The following is a 16,907-nucleotide window of genomic DNA, read 5'->3' as shown; positions in this document are numbered from 1 at the left end:
CGAAAGCCGCCACCCGGCTCGGTTACAGCGTCGGCTCCTGCGGCGGGAGCGGCGATGCGGGCGGCGGCAATACCTGATACGTCTGCACGGGCATCCGCACGTTCGCCATATCGAAGTGTTTTTTCACCATGCTGTCGAGGGCAAAGCGCACCGTCCACTGCTTCAGCGGCTGGGTGGTGAACGACACGCGCAGGGTAAACGCCGTGTTCGTCAGCCCGACGATGCCGGCAAATGACGGCTCTCCGATCACCAGCCCGCGAATATCCTCCATCCCCATCAGTTCTTCTACCGCATCGCGCAGCGCCTGCTTCGCTTTATCTGCATCCTCGTGGCGATCCACATCATAGTTCGCCACAACGGAACCAATCCCGCGCACAAAGTTGGCGAAGGTGGTGATCGAAGACCAGGGGATGATGTGGTAGGCCCCGGTGTCCTGACGCACGCCAACCGAACGGATGGACATCCTCTCCACGGTGCCGGTTAACGGCCCGATGGTCACCAGATCGCCCGTGTTCATCCCGTTCTCAAACTGGATAAAGATGCCGGTAATAATATCCTTCACCAGCGTTTGTGAGCCGAAGGAGATGGCCAGCCCCAGGGCACCGGCACCCGCCAGCAGCGGGGCAATATTCACGCCGATTTCCGACAGCACAATCATAATGGTGATGGTGCTGATAATTACCGCCAGCGCGTTGCGGAACAGGGTTAACAACGTTCTTGCCCGGGCGCTGGGTAGGGGCCTGCCGTGAATATCCGATACCAGGCGGTTCTCAATAAGGCTCGCCAGCAGCGTCCAGCCGACGGCGGAGAAGAAGAGAATCAGCGCGATGCGAATCAGGATGTCGACCGTTTTTTCACCCGCACCGTTGTGCAGCCAGTTCCAGAAATCAAACAGGCTCCACGCATTCAGAAGCAGCATAATCGCCACGCAGACGGTGAGAATGCGCGCCACTTTGAGCGATACCGACATCCAGCCGTTTACCCGCTTTTGCAGTTCCGGGTAATTGCGCTGCACCTGCGGCGACAGGGTGATGGTTTTTGAAATCCAGCGCGACAGCAGCCCCGACACAAAGGCCGCGATGCCGATAATGGCCAGGCTTTTGAACGTCGCCCCCATCATAAATTTCAGGCTATTGCCCGGGTCAAACAGCGAGAAGAAGCACAGCACGATGAAGTAAGCGCTTGCCAGCCAGTGCCACACCAGGGCGAACGCGCGAATAAAGAGGCTAAAGAACGAGAGGGAGCGATCGGCCAGATTCAGCAGGCTTTGGGTAATGGTTTTTTTGTTGTGGAAGATCAGATACAGCGACCAGACGGTAATGCAGATCATGATTAGGACGTTTGCCAGCGCGCCAAACTGGACGTTCACCTGATTGGAGATGATCGGCACGGCAACCAGCAGGCCGTAGCCAATCAGCCCGCTGAGCACGCTCAGACGCAGCGCCCAGTACTTCGCGCTCGCATCCCGAATGGAGAAAGGCCGCAGCTCCGGCACGTGCGGACAAAAGAGTAACCGCAGCAGCGCCTTGAAGAACTCAATCAGGGCAAAGGCATTCAGGAAAAGCGACTGCTGGAAGGCGATGGTTTTGTTGCCTGCATTCAGCCTGTCGGCCAGCATCTGGCCTAAAAACAGCGTCAACGCCAGCAGCAGCAAATCAATGATAAACGCTGAGGCTATCATCAACGGCAGGTGCAGCCAGCTGCTTTTATGCTGATTCTTCCTGCGTCCCCATTGCCCCATTTTGCGGTACAGCGGCCACGCGCACAGGCGCACCAGCCAGTAAAAAAGAAATACCGCACCCGCCAGCATCAGAAACTGCGTGGCGGCGGCGGTAAACGTTTGCGGGTTAAACGGCTTGTGCGGTGAGCCAATCAGGTTGCGGTACAGCTGAGCGAAGCGTGAGGAGAGCGCTTCCCCATAGTGGCGGCTCACGTCGGTGACGTTTTCCAGCACCGTTTTTTGCTCCTCAACCTGCGGCGGGGTGAGGGTTGGCACCGACTCCTGCGGCGGCGTGGCGGCGGCTTTGCGCAGCTGGCCAATGAGCTCCTGCCGGGAGGTGTCGTTTTCAAGGACGTCGGCAAGCGCACCGTAGGCGGCTTTTTTCTGTTCAACATCGGGTTCCGGAGGCGGCGTATTTTGCTGGGTCGCAGGGGTTCCGGTGGTGACGCCGGGGATCGCGACGGCGAACGAAGGCGCACTAAACAGGCTAATCAACAGCAGCAGGATCCACGGCACGGCGTCCTCCGGTGAAAATGTCGAACAAAATGATAAGTATAGAAGTCGAGACGAGGAGGGGGATTTTTGGGAACAATCTGGCGTAAAAAAGCCGGGCAAGCCCGGCTTAGCGTAAAGCGATGGATCAGGAGACGTGCTGCAGGAACTCCTGCAAACGCTGGCTCGGCGGGTTCACGATCAATTCCTGCGGGTTACCGTCTTCCGCGATACGGCCTTTATCAATAAAGATCAGGCGGGACGCCACTTTCTCGGCAAAGCCGATTTCGTGGGTCACGATCACCATCGTCATCCCTTCTTCCGCCAGATCCTGCATGACTTTGAGCACCTCGTGGCGCAGCTCCGGGTCGAGTGCGGACGTAGGCTCATCAAACAGCATCATTTTCGGTTTGACCGCCAGGGCGCGGGCAATCGCCACACGCTGCTGTTGACCGCCGGACAGCTCGGAAGGGAAGTGGTGCGCACGTTCTGCCAGGCCGACTTTCGCCAGCAGATCTTTTGCCAGCGCTTCCGCCGCCGCTTTGCTGGCACCGCGCACGCGCAGTGGGCCAAACATCACGTTTTCCAGCGCCGTCAGGTGCGGGAACAGGTAGAACTGCTGGAACACCATGCCCGCTTCCTGACGAATCAGACGGTCGTCCACTTTTGGGTCGTTTACCTTCAGGCCGTCGACGATCAGATCGCCGCTGGTGATCTCTTCCAGCTTGTTGATGCAGCGAAGCAGGGTGGATTTACCGGAGCCGGATGGCCCAATAATCACCACCACTTCACCCTGTTTGATGTTCAGATCGATATTGTGCAGCACCTGGGTTGGGCCAAAGTGCTTGGAAACGTTTTTAAATTCAATCACAGGATTTTCATCCTTCTTTCAAGACGACGCAGAACGAAGCTCAGAACCAGAGTAATGATCAGGTAGACAACGGCTACCGCACTCCAGATTTCCAGCGCGCGGAAGTTGCCAGCAATGATCTCCTGCCCCTGACGGGTCAGCTCGGCCACGCCGATAACAATGAACAGCGACGTATCTTTAATGCTGATGATCCACTGGTTACCGAGCGGCGGCAGCATGCGACGCAGCGCCAGCGGCAGAATAACGTGGCGGATCGTTTCGCGACGAGAAAGACCTAGCGCCAGACCGGCTTCACTGAAACCTTTATGAATCGACAGCACCGCACCGCGGGTGATTTCCGCAATGTAGGCGCCTGAGTTGATCATAATGGTGACGACGGCTGCGCTGAACGGGTCGATGCGCAGGTCGGTGAACGCCATTGGCAGGGCGAAGTAGATGAACATGACCTGCACGACAATTGGGGTGCCGCGGATCACTTCGATGAAAACCAGTGCGATGTGGTTTGCGATCCAGCCGCCGTAGGTGCGGGCGAAACCGGCGACAAGACCGATAATCAACCCACCAACCAGACCCAGGACCGAAATCCACAGGGTCATTTTAGCGCCTTCAAGCAAGATAGGAATGGCAGGCCAGATGGCGCTCCAGTCAAACTGCATGATAATTTCCTGTTACTGTTACCGTGTTTCAAAAATAGCAGGGGCGAAAGGTCGCCCCCGAGTGAACGTCATTTTTACGTCTTATTATTTAGGCTCGGTACCGAACCATTTTTTGTAGATTTCGTTATAGGTGCCGTTCTCTTTCAGCGTTTTCAGCGCGCCGTTAACTTTCGTGCGCAGGTCGTCGCTGCCTTTCGGGAAGGCGATACCGTACTGCTGTGCTTCCAGAGACTCGCCAACGGCTTTGAACTTGCCGTTACCGGCTGTCTTGATGAAGTACAGGATGTTAGGCGTGTCGTGCAGAACAGCGTCAGCACGGCTGGTGCCGAGTTCCATGTACGCGTTGTCGATGTTCGGGAACTGACGCAGGTCTTTGGTTTTGATATTTGCTTTCGCGTAATCAACAGAACCGGTGCCGCTCTTCACTGCCACTACTTTGCCGTCGAGATCTTTCACGCTTTTTACGTCGTTATTATCGGCTTTGACCATGACCAGCAGGCCGCTTTTGTAGTAGCCGTCAGAGAAGTCGATCGCTTTTTTACGTTCATCGGTAATGGTGATGCCTGCCAGCGCCAGATCAACGTTTTTGGTTTGCAGTGCCGGGATGATGCCGCTGAAGTCCATAGGCTTCAGGGTGTAATCCAGCTTGAGTTCTTTTGCGACAGCGGCCCACAGATCCACATCAAAACCAACGTATTTATCACCCTGTTTGAATTCAAACGGAACGAACGCCGTGTCGGTCGCCACAACCAGTTTGTCGGCAGCCTGAGAGGACACTGCAAAAGCCAGGGTAAGTGCAGCCAGTGAAACTTTTAATACAGACTTCATAGCATTTCCTTTTATATCCACGGGGCGATCCCCTGCGAGAACAGGTGGCACAATGAAAAAATCGTGCCAACTTTACAAGCTATTGTTTTGCAAAGGGGATGATGTCATGCATTGCACAATAAATGGGGCAATGAGGCTTTATTGCACCAAAGTGGAGCACCGTTTTGGTGCGCTTCGTTTGGCTCAACTGACGGGGAGATATTTAGCGTAAATTCTGACGAAAAAACAATCTTCCGTTAACGGTTGTGTGAGGTGATTATTACATTTCGTTCACTTTTGCAGGTGTGCAGACAAAAACTGTGCACCATAGATGTGCAAAACCCTCACCGGAGGGCGAGGGTTTGATAGAAAATTCGTATGAATTATTCGATGTTAGATTCGATAAACCACAGGAACTGGTCCAGGTCGCGGGAGGCGGCGGTGAAAATATCTGCGGTATCTTCGTCTTTGGCTTCGCCGATCGCTTTGCGCACGTCATTGGCCACAATCGCGTAGCGGTCCGCCAGCTCTTTCAGGTGATCCTGAACGGTATGGATATCCAGCGGATAACTCTTCAGTGGCGTTTTGCTGTTGATCACCTGCGTGGTGCCCAGCGCCACGCCGCCCAGCTGAACGGCGCGTTCAGCCATCGTATCGAGGTGGGTCACCAGTGCTGTGCGGAAGCCATCCAGCATTTCATGAACGGCAATAAAGTTTGCACCGCGCATATTCCAGTGGGCCTGTTTGGTGATCAGCGAAAGATCGATGAACTGGATCACCTGGCGATTCAGCAACTCAATGGTCGCCTTTTTGTCGCTATCCGATACATCGTTACGGGTATAAAGCAGATTAGACGCTTTCGTTTTCACCAGTTTAGCGGTACTCATAATCTCATATCCTCTTGATGTTTATGTCCCAGGTAATTACGGAATTAAGTATAGCACCGGATTTTTTCTCTGCGGTTTGGCTGTGCCTATCGGTTTAATAGCGAGAAGTGGCTTGTGAATTTAATTCATTGAAATGAATGGGTAATTTTAAAATTGATACAGATCAATCTTAATTGCTGGATGGGGATGTAAACGCAGAGGGATATTTCGGAAATAGAACAAAGTGTGTAAGAAATTATAACGACTGTCTTTCTGGCCTTTATTCTGCATGGCATGGAAGCCATGCAGAATATATGGCCTTAGCTGATATCCACTTTCTCAACTTTAGGTTCCGGGCGCATGGTGAGCGTCGAGCCCATTGATGCCGCGATAATCGAGCAGAGCGCCAGCGTCTGGGTCAATGTCAGGGTTTCGCCGAGAAACACCATTCCGGAAATGGCGGCTAGCGCAGGCTCCATGCTCATCAGGGTGCCAAATATACGCGTCGGCAGACGCGTAAGGGCAATCATCTCCAGAGAGTAGGGGAGTGCGGTAGAGAGAATCGCGACCGCCAGCCCGATGGGCATGACGGACCATTGCCAGATAGATTCGGTCGCCTGCGCCATGCCGATAGGCACGAAGACGATGGCTGCGATCAGGGAACCTAACGCGACGGTCGCCGGACCGTGCTCTTCTCCTGCACGCTGGCCCGTAAGTATATAGACGGCCCAGCAGGCGCCAGCACCCAGCGCCAGGGCTGCGCCCGTCAGATCGATCTCAGCGACGCTCTGGCCCAGCGGCAGCAGGAACCATAAGCCCAGAACGGCTAACACGACCCAGATAAAATCGACCGGACGTCGCGAGGAGAAAAGCGCCACCGCCAGCGGGCCGGTAAACTCCAGCGCGACGGCGATCCCCAGCGGTATCGTCTGAATAGAGAGGTAGAACAGATAGTTCATTGCCCCGAGGGAAAGTCCATAAAACAGCAGGGGTAAACGCTGCTCCTTTTTGAAGCGCAGACGCCAGGGTTTGAAAATGACCACCAGTATCGCCGTGCCCAGCACGATACGCAGGGCAGTCACGCCTGGCGCACCAACCAGCGGGAAAAGTGATTTTGCCAGCGAAGCACCGCTTTGAATGGACAACATGGCAATGAGTATGACTGCCACCGGCAACCAGACCGACGACGTGCGGGATAACCCAGGCATCCTTTCTCCTGTCAGCTTATGTCAAATGAGGTAAAGGTTGCAGTGTAAAGGAAATAAGCGGCAACGGTTGAGGTGCTGTTGAAAAAAAACCGTGTCAAATCCGTAAAATGGTTAAGCGCTGGTGGATTTATCGCCTGATAGATTAGGAATAATCTGGATGAATGTAACGGCGCGTACGCGCAATATGCGCATTTAGTAGTGAAAATTGCATGTGATTTGAAAGAGATAGCTGATGCTGGAAACGTTCTGTTACAGGAAAGGTTTCATTAGACATCACGAATCACAAAGAGTTTCGCAAATTTTTTTGATATATTTAAAACTTACGGACTTACTTGAAGCACATTTGAGGTGGTTATGAAAAAAATTGCATGTCTTTCAGCACTGGCCGCTGTACTGGCTGTTTCCGCAGGTACCGCTGTAGCTGCTACTTCTACTGTTACTGGTGGTTACGCTCAGAGCGACTATCAGGGCGTGATGAACAAAGCTAACGGTTTCAACCTGAAGTATCGCTACGAGCAGGATAACAACCCACTGGGCGTGATCGGTTCTTTCACCTACACCGAGAAAGATCGTTCTGAAAACGGCGCATACAACAAAGGCCAGTACTACGGTATCACCGCTGGTCCAGCTTACCGTCTGAATGACTGGGCGAGCATCTACGGTGTTGTAGGTGTTGGCTACGGTAAATTCCAGCAGACTGAAAACCAGAGCGAAAGCCGCACTGCAAGCAACAGCGACTATGGCTTCTCCTATGGCGCAGGCCTGCAGTTCAACCCAATCCAGGACGTTGCTCTGGACTTCTCCTATGAGCAGAGCCGTATCCGCAACGTTGACGTTGGCACCTGGATCGCGGGCGTAGGTTACCGCTTCTAATCACTTCGGTGATTAAATAAAAAATCCGCCCACTGTGGCGGATTTTTTTTTGAAGGTAAAAGCAAAACGGCAACCCCAGGTTGCCGTTTTTAGTGTTTGTTCCCTCTCCCCGTGGGAGAGGGCCAGGGTGAGGGCATCAGTCCGCACGAGACGGCAATTACTTACTCTTAATATCAAAAATATCCGTACCCAGATGGTTGTAGTCAACTTTCTGTAACTTGAAGTTGGTAACGTACACTGGGGGAGCTTTCTTGTTAGAGACAAACGGGTAAGCCGTTTTTATCTGCTCGGCTGTAATCCCCGTCCACTGCGAGAAGAACTGCAGGAAATCATTAGCCGAACGGCGCGCTTTAATCACGCGATGCGTTTTATCATCACTCGACAGCACCATAAACGGCACCTGGAAGTTCTGCTGGAACTTGTCATCGTGCGCCAGGTACTGCACCTCTTTACCACGCTCTTTAAACGCCAGCCCGTGATCCGAGAAATAGACCATGGAGAAGCTGTCGCCCGTATTGCGCAGCTGATCGTACAGCTTGCTCAGCAGCTCATCGGTTTGCGTCATGGTGTAGAGATAGCAAGAGGTCTCTTTGGACTGCACGAACTCCGCGTACTTCCCGCCGGTCCGATCGCAGGCCTGCGGGTGCGACCCCATCAGGTGCAGGACGATCAGCTGAGGCTGGGTGCGCGGAGTGGCGAAGACCTGTGCCGTCATTTTCAACAGCGCTTCGTCTTTGGTGTTTTTGTCGGCTTCAAAGTCGCCGTTCTTCAGGAACTGCACTTCGTCGGCACGTTTGGCGATACTGGCGATGGCCGTATCGTATTCGCCAATTTGCCCCTGATTGGAGAACCACCAGGTCTGATAACCCGCGCGGTTTGCCAGGGTGACAAAATTATCCTGATACTGGGGTTTGCCGTCGACGACACGGTTTAGGGTCAGGCCGAGCGATTTCTGCGTCGAGCCGCTGGCCGCGACATAATCGGTAAACAGCGTGCCTTTAACCGAACTGGCAAACGGTGTGTTATCCCAGTGTCCGCCGAAGGCTCCCATTGCATCGCGACGGGCACTTTCGCCAATCACCACCACATAGGTGTGATATTTCGGCTTAACGGCCAGCACGTTCCAGGTGTCTTTCATATTGGAAAGCTCAGCCATGCGCGCCTGCTCGTCGAGAACCTCTTTATTATTGACAACGACGTCCTTCACGAAGCGGAAAACCGGATAGCCGATATTGGTGAGCCTTAGCTTACCGTCCCAGGGAATATTCTGGATGGGAGCGACAAACGCCACGGCAACGCTGAACACCAGACAGAGTATTTCGATCTTACCCCAGGGTTTTTTCTCGCCCGGCTGACGGCGGATGGCGATGACGCCCAACGCGAAGATAAAGATCCCGACCACGTAGCTGTACCACGGGAAGATCGTCAGGATCTCCGTTGACTCTTCCATATTGGTCGAGTGCAGCGCCAGCAGGGTATTAAAGTTTGGCGCGCCGTAAGCCTGACCAAACGGGAAATAGAGTGCAGCGACCAGCGAGCAGATCCCGATTAACGCTTTTTGCACGCGCGGTGCGGTTCGCCACAGCACATGCAGAACGCAGGTGAAAGCCACCGCGTAGAGCAGACTAAAGGGATAACCCAGCGCAAAGTTAATCAGCAATGACTGCAAAAAGTAAAAACCCGTCCACGGGCTTAAGGCCCGGCTGCGGGTCACAACGGTATCTATCAGGGTTACATTCATAGGTCACTATCATGGATGAAAACGCCATGTGCTCACCCTGGCGTCAAGGGTCATAACCTGCCTGACAGTGCGTGGAGAGGGAATGAGGGTCCGCTTCAGCGAGCCGCAAATTGTGCAGGGCTGCAAGAAGATAGTGCGAGCGCTAAAGAATATCAACAGTTGCTAAGCAGATGTTTTGCGAAGGGGACTGCAAATCCGTAAAAAAGATCGGGAATAAGGCGGCTGGAAGCCAGTTTAGAGCGAGATTGTGACGGGAAAATGAAGCGGCGTACCGCAACGCCGCTTAGTGGGAAGGTTTGTCGTCCTGATGCGGTTTGTTGTTAAACATATCGCACAGCATGTTCAACAGCATTAAGCGCACTTTAAAGGGAGAGTGGGTAAACACGGTCATGCACCTCTTGAATTCGTTCATAAGACCTCCTGAGTTTTGATCCCTTCGATCCGTGAAGGGTGACTGCATTACATACAGATATAGCACAGGCTATATTGTATAGCTATGGCTATTTCGTTAATTTTTTGTGCTTGCGGAGCTATGGTTTACAATGTGCGCTCTCGAATCCGGGCGCTGGAAGCGTCACCCCACTGAGGAAGTACAATGAACCGTCGCGCAGGTCATCCGACAATGAGGAAAACGACGCAACTGGTGAATGTTGAAGAACATGTCGAAGGTTTTCGCCAGGTCCGTGAAGCGCACCGGCGTGAACTGATTGATGATTATGTTGAACTCATTTCCGATCTGATTCGTGAGGTCGGTGAAGCGCGCCAGGTCGATATGGCCGCCAGGCTGGGGGTTTCACAGCCAACTGTCGCTAAAATGTTAAAACGCCTGGCCTCCGTGGGCTTAATTGAAATGATCCCCTGGCGCGGTGTTTTTCTGACGCCGGAAGGGGAGAAACTCGCGCAGGAGAGCCGCGAGCGCCATCAGCTTGTCGAGAATTTTTTGCTGGTGCTGGGCGTCAGCCCGGAGATTGCCCGCCGGGATGCGGAAGGCATGGAACACCACGTCAGCGAAGAGACGCTGGTGAAGTTTCGCGAATTTACCCTTAAATATGGTCCCTCCGCTGAATGAAAATCCCCGGACTGCAGGCCCTGGCACGCGATCGTTTCTTCCATCTCTTATTAATCATTGGCGCAGCGTTAAGCCTCTTTGTGCCTTTTGCGCCACACGCCTGGCCCGCTGCAATTGACTGGCGCACCATCATTACCCTGAGCGGTTTAATGATGCTCACCAAAGGGGTCGAGCTGAGCGGCTACTTTGACGTTCTGGGCCGTAAAATGGTGCGCCGCTTTGCCACCGAGCGCAGGCTGTCCCTGTTTATGGTGTTCTCCGCCGCGGTGCTGTCGACGTTTCTGACCAACGATGTGGCGCTGTTTATCATCGTACCCCTCACGCTCACGCTGCGTAAACTTTGCGAGATCCCCGTCAGCCGGCTGATCATCTTTGAAGCGCTGGCCGTCAATGCGGGCTCGCTTCTGACGCCAATCGGCAACCCGCAAAATATCCTTCTCTGGGGACGGTCCGGGCTGTCGTTCGCCGCCTTTACCTGGCAGATGGCCCCTCTGGCGCTGGTGATGATGCTGTCGCTGATGGCGGTGTGCTGGTTTGCGTTTCCGGATAAAAAGCTGCAGTACCACAGCGGCACAACCGGCCCGCAGTGGCAGCCGCGCCTGGTGTGGAGCTGTCTCGGGTTATACATCGTCTTCCTGTTCGCGCTGGAGCTGAAGTATGAGCTGGCGGGCGTCCTGCTCGTTGCCGCAGGCTTTGTCGTCCTGGCGCGTCGCGTGCTGGTGAGCGTGGACTGGACGCTGCTGCTGGTCTTTATGGCGATGTTTATTGATGTGCATCTCCTTATCCAGCTTCCGGTACTGCAGAACGTTCTGCACAGCGTCAGCACGCTGTCTCAGCCGGGACTGTGGCTGACGGCGATTGGCCTGTCGCAGTTTATAAGCAACGTGCCGTCCACCATTCTGCTGCTCAACTATGTTCCGCCCGATACGCTTCTGGCCTGGGCTGTCAACATCGGCGGGTTTGGGCTGCTGCCCGGCTCGCTGGCAAACCTGATCGCTCTGCGCATGGCCAATGACCGTCGTATCTGGTGGCGTTTCCACGTCTGGTCGATTCCGATGCTGGTTTGGGCCGCGGCGATCGGTTTCGGAATATTCCTTCTCATATAGTGCGCAATTTGTCAGTTTTTCCTGGCAAACGTATAGCAACGTCCTAGCTTTAGTGAACGGCATAGTGTGATGCCGCTCACTGACAGGACCGTTGCTGAACTATGGCTGAAGATCAAAACCCGCCTGCTGACGAGCAGGACAAAAACAATAATGAGCGTAAGCGCCCGGGCAAGAAACCGTTAATTATCCTCGGCATTGTCGTGGTGGTGATGGTCGTCGTGGCGCTGGTCTGGTGGTTTTTAACCCGTAACGAAGAGACGACCGACGACGCCTTTACCGACGGCGACGTGGTGACGATTGCCCCCAAAGCGGCGGGCTACGTTACCGAGCTGCGCGTGCGCGATAACCAGCGCGTGAAAAAGGGCGATCTGCTGGTGGTTATCGATCCGCGGGACACCACCGCGCAGCGCGATCAGGCTCAGGCCCAGCTTGGGCTGGCTATCGCGCAGCTGCATCAGGCGCAGGCACAGCTGGCGCTCTCGAAGGTGCAATATCCCGCCCAGCGTGACGAAGCCAAAGCGCAGGTGCTGAAAGCGCAGGCCGATCTGGCGAACGCGCAGGCAGAGTACCGTCGTCAGCGCGGCGTCGACCCGCGTGCGACCACTCAGCAAAGTATCGACTCCGCGAACGCACAGCTGCGTAGCGCACAGGCGGGGCTGGCCAGCGTTCAGGCGCAGCTGGAAGTGGCAGAGCAGGTCCAGCTGCAAATCCGCCAGCAGGAAACCAACGTTGAAGCGCGCGAGCGTCAGGTCGATCAGGCTAAAGCGCAGCTGGAAACGGCCAACCTTAATCTCTCCTATACCGAAGTCCGCGCCCCGTTCGACGGCGTCGTCACCAAACGCAACGTACAGCCCGGCACGCTGGTGCAGGCGGGGACGGCGCTGTTCTCGCTGGTTTCCCCGAACGTGTGGGTGGTTGCTAACTTTAAAGAGTCGCAGCTTGAGCGTATGAAGCCGGGCGATAAGGTCACCGTGTCCGTCGACGCGTGGCCGGATATGGAGCTTGAGGGCCACGTCGACAGTATCCAGCAGGGCAGCGGCTCGCGCTTCTCCGCCTTCCCGGCAGAAAATGCCACCGGCAACTTCGTCAAAATTGTGCAGCGCGTGCCGGTCAAAATCGTGATTGATAAGGGCCTGGATCCAAACAAACCGCTGCCGCTGGGGCTGTCGGTTGCACCGAAGGTGACGGTGGAATGACGGATCACAGCCACGACAGCTGGAAACCCGCCAGCAATCCGTGGGCGGTGGCGATTGTCGTTACCCTGGCGGTATTCATGGAAATTCTGGATACCACCATCGTCAACGTGGCGCTCCCCCACGTGGCAGGCTCGCTCTCGTCCAGCTATGACGAATCCACCTGGGTGTTAACCAGCTATCTGGTCGCGAACGGCATCGTGCTGCCCATCTCGGCGTTTCTGAGCCGGGTGTTTGGCCGCAAGCAGTTCTTCCTGATTTGCATCGTGATGTTTACCGTCTGCTCGTTCCTGTGCGGGATTGCCACCGAGCTGTGGCAGATCATCCTGTTCCGCGTGATGCAGGGCTTTTTTGGCGGCGGGCTGCAGCCCACGCAGCAGTCGGTGCTGCTCGACTACTTCAAGCCGGAGGACAGGGGCAAAGCGTTTGGTCTGTCCTCCATTGCGATTATCGTTGCGCCGGTGCTCGGCCCGACGCTGGGCGGCTGGATCACCGACAACTATTCCTGGCGCTGGGTGTTCTTTATTAACATTCCGGTGGGGATTGTGACGGTGCTGGCGATCTACCAGCTGCTGGAAGATCCGCCGTGGGAGAGTAAATCAAAAGAGAAGCTGACTATCGACTGGACGGGGATCGGCCTGATCGCGCTGGGGCTGGGCTGTCTGCAGGTGATGCTCGACCGGGGAGAAGATGAGGACTGGTTCTACTCGAACTTTATCCGCACCTTCGGCGTGTTGACGCTTGTCGGCATTATCGGCGCCATCTACTGGCTGGTGTATGCCAGAAAGCCGGTGGTGGATCTGCACTGCATGAAGGACCGCAACTTTGCCATCTCCAGCCTGCTGATGGCGGGGATGGCGATGATTTTGTACGGCAGCTCGGTGGTGATCCCGCAGCTGGCGCAGCAGGACCTGGGCTACACCGCTACCTGGTCCGGGCTGGTGCTGTCGCCCGGCGCGGTGCTGATCGTATTAACTATCCCGCTGGTGCTGAAGCTGATGCCGGTGGTGCAGACGCGCTGGATCATCGCCTTTGGCTTTACCTGTCTGGCGGTGTCGTTCTTCTGGTCGCGCACGCTGACGCCGGATATCGACTTCGAAACGCTGGTGCTGTTCCGCAGCGCCCAGTCGATAGGGCTGGGGTTCCTGTTTGTGCCGCTCACGACGATTGCGTTTATCTCGATACCGAGGCGGCTGAATGCCGATGCGGCGGCGCTGTTTACCATGTTCCGCAACGTCGCGGGCTCGATTGGCATATCCCTTTCGACGGCGGCCATCACCGAACGCGCCCAGGCGCACAGCGCGCATCTTGCGTACCACGCCTCGCCGCTTAACGAGCAGTTCCAGCAGGCGATACGCGAAAGCGCCCAGGCGATCCAGAACTTCACCACCCAGGTGGGCGACCCCACCGGCATCGCCACCGGACGCATGTACCAGACCATGATTGAGCAGTCACGCATCCTGGCCTACATCGACGTCTTTACCATCCTGAGCGCGGTGGCCTTGTTACTGATTCCGTTTTGTTTGTTGCTCTCGCCGGTTAAGAGCGAGGGGAGTGCAGGAGCACATTGATGATACACAGACGTTTACACCCCCTGATGATAATGATGCTGCTGGCGGGCTGCGCCGTCGGGCCTGACTACCAGCAGCCTGCGCCGCCCGCCGTTACGCACTGGAACGATAAGGGCGACAGCGCGGTGAAATCGCAAACTACTTCCGCTGCGACCAATCCGCGCTGGTGGAAGACCTTCGGCTCGCCGCAGCTCGACAGCCTGGTTGAGCGCGCCATTGCCGGAAACCTGACGCTGCAGCAGACGGTGCTGCGCATCGCCGGGGCGCGAGAGCAGATTAACCAGGCGGGCGGGGCGTTTTATCCGTCGGTGAACGGCAATCTGCAGGCGACGCGCCAGCAGCTTGGCCTGGAAGGAGAGCTGAAATCCCACGGCGTGTATGACCAGGTGGATAGTATCGATCCCAACCTGAAGGGCGCGCTAGGGCCGCTGACGCAGCCGATTAACCTCTACCAGGGCAGCTTCGACGCCCAGTGGGAAATCGACCTGTGGGGCAAGGTGCGTCGTCAGGTGGAAGCCGCCGAAGCGCAGCAGAAAGCGGCTATCGAGCAGCGTAACGACGCGCTGGTATCGCTGGAGGCCGAAGTGGCGCGCGCGTGGCTCCAGCTGCGCGGGGCGCAGAGCATTATCGCCACGCTGAACACCCAGATTAAAAGCGCGCAGCAGACGCTGGATCTGACGGAAAGCCGCCAGCGCGGCGGGCTGTCGCCGCAGATGGACGTGGAAAACGCCCGGGCGCAGTTAGGCAATCTTGAGGCCCAGCTTCCGCAATATCAGGCGCAGGAGCGGCAGGCGATGAACGGCCTGGCGATCCTGCTCGGCAAGCCGCCAGGGGCGCTGGATGCGGAATTGCAAAGCGTGCAGCCGATGCCGGCCCTGCCGGATATTGTGCAGACCGGCATTCCGTCCACGCTGGCACGACGCCGTCCGGACGTGCGCGAAGCGGAGGCGAACCTTCATGCCGCCACGGCGCAAATCGGCGTCTCGGTGGCGGAGCTGTTCCCGAGCTTTACGCTCTCCGGGCAGTTTGGCCTGCGCAACAGCGAAACCAACTGGCTGACCGACTGGAGCAGCCACTTCTACAGCTTCGGCCCGCAGGTCTCCATTCCCATCTTCCAGGGCGGTCGACTGGTCTCCAGCGTCAAGGTGGCGCGCGCGCAGCAGGGGGCGGCGGTGCTGGACTATCGCCAGACGGTGCTGACCGCGCTCGGGGATGTGGAAAACGCGCTGGTGAGCTATCGCACCGACCAGCAGCGTGAAGCGGGTCTCGCAAAAACGATCGACGCCCTGCAAAACGCCTTTGATTTAGCGAGCGACAGCTACCGGCAGGGGATCGCCAGCTTTATCGACGTGCTGGACGCCCAGCGTCAGCTGGCGCAGGCCCAGCAGCAGCGCGCACAGGCGCAGGTGCAGAGCGCGCTCGATCTGGTGGCGCTCTACAAGGCCCTCGGCGGCGGCTGGGAGCCGTATCAGCAGGTGCAATTACCAGACTACAGCGTCTTTGGCGACGCCCCGCGCGGATAAATTCAGAGGATTGGGCAAGAAACGGACAGGAACACCACATTCGCGATGGCTGAGGGGCGGGTATAACTATCGGGTACCCAATCGACATGCGAGGAATAACTTATGCGTTATCAAAAACTGGGCAACACCGGTCTGTTTGTTTCTGAACTGTGCCTCGGCACCATGACCTTTGGCGGTGAGGGCGGCATGTGGGGCAAGATTGGCCAGCTCCAGCAAAGTGAAGCCGAGCAGCTGGTGGGCCGCGCGCTGGATGCTGGGATCAACTTTATCGACACCGCGGACGTTTACTCGGAAGGACGCTCGGAGGAGATCACCGGTCAGGCGCTGAAAAACCTGAAGATCCCTCGCGAGAACGTGGTGGTCGCGACGAAAGTGTTCGGCGAAACGGGAACGGCAGGGGTGAACTCGCGCGGCAGCTCGCGCTATCACATCATCAGCAGCGTGAAGGAGAGCCTGCGCCGCCTGCAGCTCGATCATATCGATCTCTACCAGCTTCACGGCTTCGACCCCGCAACGCCGATTGAAGAGATGCTCTACGCGCTGGATAACCTGGTGCAGCACGGCCACGTGCGCTACATCGGCGTCTCTAACTGGGCGGCGTGGCAGATTGCCAAAGCGCTCGGTATTTCTGAACGTCTTGGGCTGGCGCGTTTCGCGTCGCTGCAGGCGTATTACACCATTGCCGGGCGCGATCTGGAGCGCGAGCTGGTACCGATGATGCAGAGCGAAGGCGTCGGGCTGATGGTCTGGAGCCCGCTGGCAGGCGGTCTGCTGAGCGGAAAATATGGCCGCGACGGGCAGAGTGAAGCCGGCGGTCGTCGTCTGGAGTTTGACTTCCCGCCTGTGAACAAAGAACGCGCCTTCGACTGTGTGGACGTGATGCGCACTATCGCCGAAAGCAAGGGCGTCTCCGTCGCGCAAATTGCGCTGGCGTGGCTGCTGCATCAGAAAGCGGTGACCAGCGTCATCATTGGCGCGAAACGCGTTGAACAGCTGGACGACAATATCGCCGCGACCGGGATCCGACTGAGCGAAGACGAACTCAAGCAGCTTGATGCGGTGAGCGCGCTGCCGCGCGAATACCCGGGCTGGATGCTGGAGCGGCAGGGGGAATATCGCCGCAATCAGCTCGCGCAACAATAACCTTCCTTGCCCCGGTAGTGCATCGCTAACCGGGGCTTTTTTTCCCGCATTGCTCACAAAAAACGATC

The 16,907-nt window shown here is 56.4% G+C and carries 15 protein-coding genes; 7 read left to right on the top strand and 8 right to left on the bottom strand.

Features of this window, described 5'->3' with window-relative positions; translation table 11 throughout:
- Positions 1-22: 22 nt before the first annotated feature.
- The 6 genes from ybiO to rhtA all read right to left on the bottom strand — a co-directional run bounded on the left by ybiO (position 23) and on the right by rhtA (position 6,620).
- Complete coding sequence (ybiO, locus tag SPH27_RS07605; RefSeq protein ID WP_182071419.1) at positions 23-2,236, bottom strand: mechanosensitive channel protein; 2,214 nt, start codon at positions 2,234-2,236, stop codon at positions 23-25.
- A 124-nt stretch (positions 2,237-2,360) separates the two neighbouring features.
- A complete protein-coding gene (glnQ, locus tag SPH27_RS07600; RefSeq protein WP_182071420.1) occupies positions 2,361-3,083 on the bottom strand; it encodes a glutamine ABC transporter ATP-binding protein GlnQ in 723 nt (240 codons plus the stop codon).
- Entirely contained in the window at positions 3,080-3,739 is a 660-nt protein-coding gene (gene glnP / locus SPH27_RS07595) for a glutamine ABC transporter permease GlnP (protein ID WP_014169254.1), read from the bottom strand. The genes glnQ and glnP overlap by 4 nt, the downstream gene beginning before the upstream one ends.
- Before the next feature lie 84 nt (positions 3,740-3,823).
- Positions 3,824-4,567, bottom strand: coding sequence for a glutamine ABC transporter substrate-binding protein GlnH (gene glnH / locus SPH27_RS07590; protein WP_033144999.1), 744 nt, complete (start codon positions 4,565-4,567; stop codon positions 3,824-3,826).
- A 362-nt stretch (positions 4,568-4,929) separates the two neighbouring features.
- A complete protein-coding gene (dps, locus tag SPH27_RS07585) occupies positions 4,930-5,433 on the bottom strand; it encodes a DNA starvation/stationary phase protection protein Dps (RefSeq protein ID WP_010428924.1) in 504 nt (167 codons plus the stop codon).
- Between the two features lie 299 nt (positions 5,434-5,732).
- The gene (rhtA, locus tag SPH27_RS07580; protein ID WP_023334998.1) at positions 5,733-6,620 is read right to left on the bottom strand and encodes a threonine/homoserine exporter RhtA; all 888 of its coding nucleotides are present in this window, start codon (positions 6,618-6,620) and stop codon (positions 5,733-5,735) included.
- Positions 6,621-6,974: 354 nt separating this feature from the next.
- On the opposite strand from rhtA, the gene ompX reads away from it, so the two are divergent.
- A complete protein-coding gene (ompX, locus tag SPH27_RS07575; RefSeq protein ID WP_023310884.1) occupies positions 6,975-7,493 on the top strand; it encodes an outer membrane protein OmpX in 519 nt (172 codons plus the stop codon).
- Positions 7,494-7,650: 157 nt separating this feature from the next.
- On the opposite strand, the gene SPH27_RS07570 is transcribed toward ompX, so the two are convergent.
- Both SPH27_RS07570 and mntS read right to left on the bottom strand, forming a co-directional pair.
- Positions 7,651-9,234 (bottom strand): phosphoethanolamine transferase, encoded by a 1,584-nt coding sequence (locus tag SPH27_RS07570; RefSeq protein WP_182071421.1) that lies wholly within the window; start codon positions 9,232-9,234, stop codon positions 7,651-7,653.
- 283 nt (positions 9,235-9,517) lie between these two features.
- Positions 9,518-9,646: a manganase accumulation protein MntS gene (gene mntS / locus SPH27_RS07565; protein ID WP_014831181.1), complete on the bottom strand. Its 129-nt coding sequence runs from the start codon at positions 9,644-9,646 to the stop codon at positions 9,518-9,520.
- A 183-nt stretch (positions 9,647-9,829) separates the two neighbouring features.
- Between mntS and mntR the strand changes: the two genes are divergently transcribed.
- From mntR to SPH27_RS07535, 6 genes are all read left to right on the top strand, one after another.
- The gene (gene mntR, locus SPH27_RS07560) at positions 9,830-10,303 is read left to right on the top strand and encodes a manganese-binding transcriptional regulator MntR (RefSeq protein ID WP_023310887.1); all 474 of its coding nucleotides are present in this window, start codon (positions 9,830-9,832) and stop codon (positions 10,301-10,303) included.
- Positions 10,300-11,409 (top strand): anion transporter, encoded by a 1,110-nt coding sequence (locus SPH27_RS07555; RefSeq protein ID WP_033145002.1) that lies wholly within the window; start codon positions 10,300-10,302, stop codon positions 11,407-11,409. Before mntR ends, SPH27_RS07555 begins: the two co-directional genes overlap by 4 nt.
- A 101-nt stretch (positions 11,410-11,510) precedes the next feature.
- Complete coding sequence (locus tag SPH27_RS07550) at positions 11,511-12,605, top strand: HlyD family secretion protein (RefSeq protein ID WP_182071422.1); 1,095 nt, start codon at positions 11,511-11,513, stop codon at positions 12,603-12,605.
- A complete protein-coding gene (locus SPH27_RS07545; protein ID WP_047061442.1) occupies positions 12,602-14,173 on the top strand; it encodes a DHA2 family efflux MFS transporter permease subunit in 1,572 nt (523 codons plus the stop codon). Before SPH27_RS07550 ends, SPH27_RS07545 begins: the two co-directional genes overlap by 4 nt.
- Positions 14,173-15,696, top strand: coding sequence for an efflux transporter outer membrane subunit (locus SPH27_RS07540; RefSeq protein ID WP_048979640.1), 1,524 nt, complete (start codon positions 14,173-14,175; stop codon positions 15,694-15,696). The genes SPH27_RS07545 and SPH27_RS07540 overlap by 1 nt, the downstream gene beginning before the upstream one ends.
- Positions 15,697-15,798: 102 nt before the next feature.
- The gene (locus SPH27_RS07535; protein ID WP_048976794.1) at positions 15,799-16,839 is read left to right on the top strand and encodes an aldo/keto reductase; all 1,041 of its coding nucleotides are present in this window, start codon (positions 15,799-15,801) and stop codon (positions 16,837-16,839) included.
- Positions 16,840-16,907: the final 68 nt, after the last annotated feature.

The sequence above is a fragment of the Enterobacter sp. A103 genome, from assembly GCF_034427535.1.
Taxonomy (GTDB): domain Bacteria; phylum Pseudomonadota; class Gammaproteobacteria; order Enterobacterales; family Enterobacteriaceae; genus Enterobacter; species Enterobacter asburiae_B.
Note: the sequence above shows the minus strand (reverse complement) of the source record. Positions and strands in the feature narration are given on the sequence as shown.

Coding starts and splice junctions, on each gene's coding strand:
- dps (WP_010428924.1), bottom strand. CDS start 5,433: ATGAGTACCGCTAAACTGGTGAAAACGAAAGCGTCTAATCTGCTTTAT.
- SPH27_RS07540 (WP_048979640.1), top strand. CDS start 14,173: ATGATACACAGACGTTTACACCCCCTGATGATAATGATGCTGCTGGCG.
- glnH (WP_033144999.1), bottom strand. CDS start 4,567: ATGAAGTCTGTATTAAAAGTTTCACTGGCTGCACTTACCCTGGCTTTT.
- mntR (WP_023310887.1), top strand. CDS start 9,830: ATGAACCGTCGCGCAGGTCATCCGACAATGAGGAAAACGACGCAACTG.
- glnP (WP_014169254.1), bottom strand. CDS start 3,739: ATGCAGTTTGACTGGAGCGCCATCTGGCCTGCCATTCCTATCTTGCTT.
- SPH27_RS07545 (WP_047061442.1), top strand. CDS start 12,602: ATGACGGATCACAGCCACGACAGCTGGAAACCCGCCAGCAATCCGTGG.
- SPH27_RS07550 (WP_182071422.1), top strand. CDS start 11,511: ATGGCTGAAGATCAAAACCCGCCTGCTGACGAGCAGGACAAAAACAAT.
- SPH27_RS07535 (WP_048976794.1), top strand. CDS start 15,799: ATGCGTTATCAAAAACTGGGCAACACCGGTCTGTTTGTTTCTGAACTG.
- rhtA (WP_023334998.1), bottom strand. CDS start 6,620: ATGCCTGGGTTATCCCGCACGTCGTCGGTCTGGTTGCCGGTGGCAGTC.
- SPH27_RS07555 (WP_033145002.1), top strand. CDS start 10,300: ATGAAAATCCCCGGACTGCAGGCCCTGGCACGCGATCGTTTCTTCCAT.
- SPH27_RS07570 (WP_182071421.1), bottom strand. CDS start 9,234: ATGAATGTAACCCTGATAGATACCGTTGTGACCCGCAGCCGGGCCTTA.
- mntS (WP_014831181.1), bottom strand. CDS start 9,646: ATGAACGAATTCAAGAGGTGCATGACCGTGTTTACCCACTCTCCCTTT.
- ompX (WP_023310884.1), top strand. CDS start 6,975: ATGAAAAAAATTGCATGTCTTTCAGCACTGGCCGCTGTACTGGCTGTT.